At 68.8% G+C, this 7,838-nt stretch carries 7 protein-coding genes, 1 tRNA gene, 2 pseudogenes and 1 other annotated feature; of the genes and pseudogenes, 5 read left to right on the forward strand and 5 right to left on the reverse strand.

Annotation, left to right across the window (positions count from 1 at the left end; all coding sequences use genetic code 11):
• Position 1 precedes the first annotated feature (1 nt).
• The 4 genes from cmk to QL983_RS01915 all read left to right on the forward strand — a co-directional run bounded on the left by cmk (position 2) and on the right by QL983_RS01915 (position 3,309).
• Positions 2-733, forward strand: coding sequence for a (d)CMP kinase (cmk, locus tag QL983_RS01900; protein ID WP_041102682.1), 732 nt, complete (start codon positions 2-4; stop codon positions 731-733).
• Positions 730-2,268: a ribosome biogenesis GTPase Der gene (gene der / locus QL983_RS01905; protein ID WP_063189215.1), complete on the forward strand. Its 1,539-nt coding sequence runs from the start codon at positions 730-732 to the stop codon at positions 2,266-2,268. The genes cmk and der overlap by 4 nt, the downstream gene beginning before the upstream one ends.
• Positions 2,269-2,373: 105 nt before the next feature.
• A complete protein-coding gene (locus QL983_RS01910; protein ID WP_044659889.1) occupies positions 2,374-2,853 on the forward strand; it encodes a hypothetical protein in 480 nt (159 codons plus the stop codon).
• 379 nt (positions 2,854-3,232) lie between these two features.
• Positions 3,233-3,309 (forward strand) — tRNA-Pro (locus tag QL983_RS01915).
• Positions 3,310-3,580: 271 nt separating this feature from the next.
• Here the strand turns inward: QL983_RS01915 and QL983_RS01920 are convergent.
• From QL983_RS01920 to QL983_RS01935, 4 genes are all read right to left on the reverse strand, one after another.
• A protein-coding gene (locus QL983_RS01920; RefSeq protein ID WP_231866286.1) for an IS3 family transposase occupies positions 3,581-4,845 on the reverse strand; the annotation gives its coding sequence in 2 pieces (ribosomal slippage) (positions 3,581-4,542 and positions 4,542-4,845; 1,266 coding nt in all).
• Positions 4,412-4,546: a sequence feature (AL1L pseudoknot), on the reverse strand. Its footprint overlaps the gene before it by 135 nt.
• Before the next feature lie 59 nt (positions 4,846-4,904).
• The gene (locus tag QL983_RS01925) at positions 4,905-5,102 is read right to left on the reverse strand and encodes a hypothetical protein (protein ID WP_010078466.1); all 198 of its coding nucleotides are present in this window, start codon (positions 5,100-5,102) and stop codon (positions 4,905-4,907) included.
• 44 nt (positions 5,103-5,146) lie between these two features.
• On the reverse strand, positions 5,147-5,479 hold the full coding sequence (locus QL983_RS01930; protein WP_036315702.1) for a DUF3024 domain-containing protein: 333 nt from the start codon (positions 5,477-5,479) through the stop codon (positions 5,147-5,149).
• A 62-nt stretch (positions 5,480-5,541) separates the two neighbouring features.
• Positions 5,542-6,825: an IS256 family transposase gene (locus tag QL983_RS01935; RefSeq protein ID WP_036337267.1), complete on the reverse strand. Its 1,284-nt coding sequence runs from the start codon at positions 6,823-6,825 to the stop codon at positions 5,542-5,544.
• 134 nt (positions 6,826-6,959) lie between these two features.
• Between QL983_RS01935 and QL983_RS01940 the strand changes: the two are divergent.
• Positions 6,960-7,403 (forward strand): annotated as a pseudogene (locus QL983_RS01940) (transposase); the annotation flags it as partial.
• A gap of 55 nt (positions 7,404-7,458) precedes the next feature.
• On the opposite strand, the pseudogene QL983_RS01945 reads toward QL983_RS01940, so the two are convergent.
• A pseudogene (locus QL983_RS01945) lies at positions 7,459-7,838 on the reverse strand (transposase); the annotation flags it as partial.

A 7,838-nucleotide genomic window follows, 5' to 3' on the forward strand; every position in this document is an offset into this window, starting at 1 on the left:
GATGACCGAGCACACCCGCGACGACGTCGCACCCGCGCCGCTCGTGGTGGCGGTGGACGGCCCCTCGGGCTCGGGCAAGTCGTCCGTGTCCAAGGCCGTGGCCCGGCGTCTCGGCGCCGCGTACCTGGACACCGGCGCCATGTACCGCGCCGTGGCGTGGCACTGCCTGAACGAGGGCGTCGACCTGGCCGATGCGGAGGCCGTGGCGGCGGCCGCCGTCGCCATGGACCTGGACCAGTCCACCGACCCGGACGTCGAGGCCGTGCGGGTCGGCGGCACGGACGTCACCGAGGCGATCCGCGGCCCCGAGGTCACGGACACGGTCTCCACCGTCGCCGTGGTGATCCCGGTGCGCGAGGAGCTGCACCGTCGCCAGCGGGCGGCGATCGCCGCCGCGGGCCGGATGGTCGCCGAGGGCCGCGACATCACCACGGTGGTGGCCCCGGACGCCCACGCGCGCGTGCTGCTCACGGCGTCCGAGGCCGTGCGCACCGCCCGCCGCTCGGGCCAGCTGGCCGCGGCGGGGGAGACCGGCGTCGACGCCGGCACGCTGCACCGTCAGGTGGCCGGGCGCGACGCCCGCGACGCCACCGTGTCCACGTTCGACCGCCCCGCCGACGGGGTGGCGCTCGTGGACTCCACCGAGCTCGACTTCGAGCAGACCGTGGCGGCCGTCCTGGCCGCCGTCGAGGACCAGGCCGGCATCCCGGCCGTGAAGGGAGGCCGACGATGACCGAGAACCCCCAGCACCGCTCCGGTGAGGACGAGTTCGTCCCCGCCGGCGACGATCAGGTGGCCGAGCGGCTCGCCGCCATGACCGAGGAGGAGGCCGAGGCGCGTGCCGCGTCGTTGCGCGCCGGCCTGGCCGACTATGAGCTCGAGGAGGACGACGCCGCCCTCCTCGACGCGTGGCAGCTCGGGCCGGACGAGGACGTCGACGCGCCCGTGCCGCCCGTGCTGGCCGTCGTGGGCCGGCCGAACGTCGGCAAGTCCACGCTCGTCAACCGCATCATCGGCCGTCGTGAGGCCGTCGTGGAGGACGTGCCCGGCGTGACGCGCGACCGCGTCTCCTACGACGCCGAGTGGAACGGCCGCGAGTTCACCGTGGTGGACACCGGCGGCTGGGAGCACGACGCCAAGGGCATCCACCGTCGCGTGGCCGAGCAGGCCGAGCTGGCCGTGGACGTGGCGGACGCCGTCGTGTTCGTGGTGGACGCCACCGTCGGCATGACGGCCACGGACGAGGCCGTGGTCTCGATGCTGCGCCGCAAGGACCGCCCCGTGATCGTGGCCGCCAACAAGGTGGACGACATGGTCCAGGAGGCCGACGCCGCCACCCTGTGGTCGCTCGGCTTCGGCTACCCGTACCCGGTGTCCGCGGTGCACGGCCGCGGCGTCGCGGACCTGTTGGACGCCGCGCTCGAGGCACTGCCGGAGGAGTCCGCCCACGGCGGTCTCGTGCCGCGCGGCGGCCCGCGCCGGATCGCCCTCGTGGGCCGGCCGAACGTGGGCAAGTCCTCGCTGCTGAACAAGCTGGCCGGCTCGGACCGCGTGGTGGTGGACGACCTGGCCGGCACCACGCGCGACCCCGTGGACGAGCTCGTGGAGCTCGGCGGACGGCTGTGGCGCTTCGTGGACACCGCCGGCATCCGTCGACGGCAGCACATGGCCCACGGCGCCGACTACTACGCCTCGCTGCGCACGGCCTCCGCCCTGGACCGCGCCGAGGTGGCCGTGGTGCTGCTCGAGGCGCCGCAGGTGATCTCGGAGCAGGACGTGCGCATCCTCCAGATGGTGCTGGACTCCGGTCGCGCCCTCGTGATCGCGTTCAACAAGTGGGACCAGGTGGATGAGGATCGGCGGCTCCAGCTGGCCAAGGAGATCGAGCGGGACCTGGCGCACGTCGCGTGGGCGCCGCGCGTGAACATCTCCGCGAAGACCGGCTGGCACAAGGACCGTCTCGTCCCCGCGCTGGACCTCGCCCTGGACTCATGGGACACCCGCATCCCCACGGGCAAGCTCAACGCGTTCCTCGGCGAGCTCGTGGCGGCCCACCCGCACCCGCTGCGCGGCGGCAAGCAGCCCCGCATCCTGTTCGCGACCCAGGTCTCGAGCCGGCCGCCCAAGTTCGTGCTGTTCACCACCGGGTTCCTGGACCCCGGCTACCGCCGGTTCATCGTGCGCCGCCTGCGCGAGACGTTCGGGTTCGAGGGCACGCCCCTCGAGATCGGCATGCGCGTGCGCGAGAAGCGCGGCCGCCGCCGCTGATCCGGCACCGCCCGCGACGACGTCCCTCGGCCACCCGCGCCGGGGGACGTCGTCGTCCCGGCAAGCTCCCACCGTTCGTCCACCTTCGCCTCGTAGCCTGAGGGCATGAGCCTCATCCGACGTCGCCCCGCCGCCCTGTCCCTGGCCACCCTGGCCGCGCTCGCGCTGGCCGCATCCGGCTGTGCGGTCGACGACGGCGAGACCCGGGCCGCGCTGCAGAGCGCGGAGGACCGGCTCGCCCAGGCCGAGGACCGGATCAGCGAGCTGGAGGCGGACGCCTCGGACCGCGTGGACCTGGGGCAGCTGCGCCAGGAGGCCGAGGGCGCCCTCGCAGAGGCGGACCAGCGCGCCGCCGAGGTCGTCGAGGACCTGACGCGATCCCTGCCCTCCGGTTCGGACATCGTCGACGTCGAGGCGCTCCGGGAGGACGGAAAGGTGGTCATCGAGTACGGCCAGTCTTTGCTCGATGCCGATCCCCAGGTCCTCGAGGACACGATGCGGGAGGCGGCGGAGCGGGCGCGCAACGCCATCCCGGACCTGAAGGATGTCGAATTCCGCGTGGGGGACCGGACCTTCACGTACTGATCCTGCGACGGGGATCCGTGAGCCCCCCCGACACGCCTCTTCGACCCGCCCGGAACGGCGGATCGGAGCGGCTCGACGTGTTACGCTTCACCCGTGCACGACTGCACCCTCAGTCATGAGAGGGTTCGTGCAGACCGCCAGGCCCACCGGTACGCCGGGGCCGCGGTCGCTGGGGGACTCTCGGTCGGGTGGCCCTCGGTCAAGGGATGAGGGGTTCACGTCTGTGAAGAGGACGTGGGCCCCTTGTTCACGTTTCGGGGGTGTCGCGCGGTTTGCCCCTGACAACGACGACCTGGCAGGCCCGCTTCCGATTCGCGCCCGGCGGTGCCGGTGGGGTATGCTCATCGGGTGCCGAAGCGCGGATGACCGCGATTCGCCACGGGCTATGGCGCAGCTTGGTAGCGCGCTTGACTGGGGGTCAAGAGGTCGTGGGTTCAAATCCCGCTAGCCCGACCACGTTCCCACGGGTCAGAGTCCGCATCTGACGAGGGAAAATGGAATGAGGCCCAGGTACTCCCTCGAGGGGAGCGCCTGGGCCTCTTTCCGTGCCTGACATATTCCTTAGCACAAACTGATCGAGACAGACCCTACGGTTCGGCGTTCGGCTCGACTTATATCCCCGGGAATTCAGAACTTCCTCAGTGGCCGAGCGGCTCGATCCAAAATCGATCTCGTCGGTGACCAGAGCGTTGGCCCTGAAGCCCCCTGGGTCTGATGGAGACTCGCGCTATTTGATTCCGACCAGCTGTTCGCGGCCGGCTTCGACAGCATAGAACGTGTCCTCGAACTCGGCGGGTGGGACGTCGCCGAGGTAGCCGTGGAGGCGTTGCGTGTTGTGCCAGGACACCCACCCGAGGGTCGCGAGCTCGAGGTCCTCGACCGTCCGCCAGGGACCTGGCCGTGCGGGTCCGCGGACGTGCTCGGCCTTGTAATAGCCGTTCACGGTCTCGGCCAGGGCGTTGTCATAGCTGTCCCCGACGGTCCCGATCGACGGTGTCGCTCCGATCTCGGCGAGGCGTTCGCCGTAGCGAATGGAGGTGAATTGAGACCCCGCGTCGCTGTGGCAGCGCAGGTCCTCGTGGCGAGCGCCGCGGGACCAGCGGGCCATCTCGATCGCGTCGAGGACCATCTCGGTGCGCATGTGTGACGCGCACCGCCACCCGACGATCATCCGGGAGAACGCGTCGACGATGAAGCAGACGTACGCGACGCCGGCCCACGTCGGCACGAACGCCAGGTCGGTGACCCAGAGCCGGTTCGGGGCAGGCGCGGTGAACTCCCGCTTCACGAGGTCCGGGTGCCGCGCCGCGGTCGGATCTGGCCGGGTCGTCTTCACCCGCTTCGACCGCCGCGCACCCTCGATGCCTGCAGCGCGCATCAGCCGGGCGGCCTGGTCTCGGCCGATCATGATCCCCGCCCGGCCGGCGGCTTTCCAGAGCTTGCGGATTCCATAGACGCGGTAGTTCGTCTCCCAGAGCTCGACCAGCTGCGGGATCAGCTCCTCGTCCCGCACCGCGCGAGCCGAGGGGGCGCGGGTCTTGGCGGCGTAGTAGCTGCTCGGAGCCACCTGCAGCAGCCTGCAGATGAGCTCGACTCCGAGCCGGCGACCGTCGACCAGGTCATCCTTGTTCGCGTCGATGAACGCGACTACTTCCGGTAGTGGCGGTCGAGCTCCGCCCCGAAGAAAGACGCAGCACGCTTGAGGACCTCGTTGGCCCGCCGCAACTCCCGGACCTCCTGCTCCAGCTCACGCACCCGCTGCGCCTCAGCGCTGCTCACGTCAGAGGTGACGCCGTCGTCAATGTCGGCTTGCTTGACCCACATCCGCACGGACTCGACCCCGTACCCGAGCTGCGTCGCGACCCGATTGACGGTCCCATGCTCGGTCCCCAGCTCGGCACGCAGCGTCCTCACCATCCGGACCGCCGCGGCCTTCTCCTCCGGCGAATACCGACGCGTCGTCGGCTTCCCCGCTGTCTGCTCTTTCGGCATAACTCCATCCTCGTTTCCAAGGTCAGGAGTCTCCAACAAACCCAGGGCGCTTCAATCGGTCAGGAAGGCAGCAGGAGCACCTTGATGTCGTAGTCGAGCTTGCAGAGATAGAAGATCAACTCGACGACGGGACGGTGACTATCCCAGCGGGGCTGTGAGGGGCCGATCTCGCAGAACCTTGCGGCAAACTCAACCTTCTCGCGCGCGGCCGGGATCGATGCGCGGAAGGCCGCTTCATCCCATTGCTCTTCGCTCATACTCCCGACCGTAGCGGTGAGTACCGACACGGCCATGGGAGCTCTCAGCCCCAGAAGATCGGATCCTGGTGGCTGCCGATGTAGTCGAGCAGACTCTGGACGTTCTTCGTCGGGCGCCTCTTCGTGTACTCGTGGAACTTCATGTGCCGGTCACGCCAGTAGATGCTCCACTGGCCGGTCTTGACGGTGTATCGCAGGCGCGCGACCGGGAACCGCGTCCAGTCGCCCTGCCCGTCCCACGGCGGCCGCGTCTCGATGATCGTGACGTGCCGGTCGGCGATCTCGGCTTCTACTCTCACCTGATCCCACAGGTGCTCGGGCACGCGTTCACGGCACCAGCGGCCGATGCGCAGCAGGTCGGTCTCGGGCATAGCCATGGTCAAGTCCTTTTGAGTGGTGTATCGAGGCTTTGTCGGGTTCCTCGTGGTCGGGTGGGTTGTCAGGCGGCGAGTGCCGCGTGGCCGGGGTCGTCGGTCATGGTGTCGCTGACCTGTAGGGCGGCTTGTTCAGCCGCGGCTTTCGCGGCTGCTTCGGCGAGCATCGTGTCGGTCGCGGTCAGCAATTCCAGGCTCATGTAGCGCCGTGATTCGGTCCATTCGTCGTGCTGCTCGGCCAGCACCGCGCCGAGGAGTCTAATCACCGCGACTCGGCTGGGGAAGATGCCGACGACGTCGGTGCGTCTCCGGATCTCCTTGTTGAGCCGTTCGTTCGGGTTGTTCGACCAGATCTTCTTCCACACCTCCTTCGGGAACTTCGTGAACGTGAGCACCTCATCGCGGGCGCCCTCGAGGTGCTCGGCAGCGGCCGGCAGATGGGTGGCCAGGCTGTCGATCATGTGCTCGTACTGGGCGATCACCGCCTCGACGTCGGGCTGGGTGTAGACGCTGTGCAGCAGCGCTTTCACCGCGGGCCACTGCGACTTCGGGCACACCGCCATCAGGTTGGCCGCGTAGTGGGTGCGGCAGCGCTGCCACTGCGCCGTCCCGAACACCGCCCCGGCCGCTTCGACCAGCCCGGCATGGGCATCGGAGGTGATCAGCTCCACCCCCGACAGGCCGCGGGCAGCCAGATCACGGAAGAACCCGAGCCACCCCTCCCTGGTCTCCGCGGTGCCCAGTTGCAGGCCGAGGATCTCGCGGTAGCCGTCGTTGTTGATGCCGGTGGCGACCATGGCGGCGACCTTGACGACCCGGCCGTGTTCACGCACTTTGAGCACGAGCGCGTCGGCGGCGACAAACCGATACGGCCCAGCATCGAGCGGCCGGGTGCGGAACGCTTCGACCTGCGCATCCAGGTCTTTACTCATCTCTGAGACCTGCGATTTCGACAGGCCCGTGATGCCGAGAGTCTGCACCAGTTTGTCCATCCGGCGGGTGGAGACGCCGAGCAGGTAGCAGGTGGCGACCACCGTGGTCAGCGCTGCCTCGGCTCGGCGGCGCCGCTCCAGGAGCCAGTCGGGAAAGTAGGTGCCTTCGCGCAGTTTCGGGATCGCGACGTCGATGGTGCCGGCGCGGGTGTCCAGGTCCCGGTGCCGGTAGCCGTTACGCCGGTTGGTGCGCTCATCCGAGCGGGCGCCGTAGGCGGCGCCGCACACGCTGTCAGCCTCGGCCGACAGCAGGGCATTGATGAAGGTGGTGAGCATCTGACGCATCAAGTCCGGCGAGGCCTGGGTGAGCAGATCGGACAGAAACGCCTGGGGGTCGATATCGTGGGGAGCGGTCATCGCGGGTGTCCCTTTCGAGTGGGATGTGAGAGTTTCCTCGAAAGCCTCCCGCGGTGACCGCTTCTACTTCGCGGTCGACACGCCAACCGGAGTCAACGTGCTGCGGGATTCGTACACCACTCTGCCGGACGCAACTGCGCCGCACCCTCCACACCGGGATGAGCCTGCTGACCGACCGCCAAAAAGAACACCTCAGCGTCCTCTTCGCCCACGAGAAGCACGCCGCGGTCGAAGCGGCCTGGGAGATCTACCAGGCCATGGTCGCCGCGTATCGAGAATTCGACCGCGCAAAGGCTAAGGCCAAGATGGAGAAGGTGATCGCGGCGCTGAGCAAGAAGGTCCCCGACACCCTCGAGGAACTGGGCAAGCTCGGCCGGACACTGACCAAACGCGCCGCCGACGTGCTGGCGTTCTTCGAGCGACTGGGCACCAGCAACGGTCCGACGGAGGCGATCAACGGCCGGCTCGAACACCTGCGCGGCTCCGCCCTCGGCTTCCGCAACCTCACCAACTACATCGCCCGCAGCCTCCTCGAATCAGGCGGCTTCAGACCCTTGCTACACCCTCAAATGCGATGAGCCTCGAATGCAGGATCTTGTGCCGACAGCGGCGCACGATGGTCGCGGGGATCTCGAACAACCGTGCGCGAAACCGTTTGGGCTCCCAGCGACGTGCATCATGGCCGGCCAGCGCGATGGCCTGCATCCAGGCGACGATGACGCCGGCGAGCTGGACGATCTGGCACCAGACCTGGTTCTGCGCGAATCCCTGCAGCGGGAACTTCATCAGGCCCATGTCCTTGGCGTTGCGGATCCGGTCCTCGCAGCGCGCGCGGCGGCGGTGACGCAGCTCCAGCACTGGAAGCTGGCCGCGTGGGGCGTTGGTCGCGAACGCAGTGATCCGCATCCCTTTGTGATCGGTGATCCGTAGCTGCACAGTTGAGTCCCGCATAGTGGTGTAGCGCCCGGTGGTCGGGCGTGTCGTCTCAGACGTGGACGCGGCCACCGTGTGAT

The sequence above is a fragment of the Micrococcus sp. APC 4021 genome (genome assembly GCF_030407635.1).
Classification (GTDB): domain Bacteria; phylum Actinomycetota; class Actinomycetes; order Actinomycetales; family Micrococcaceae; genus Micrococcus; species Micrococcus luteus.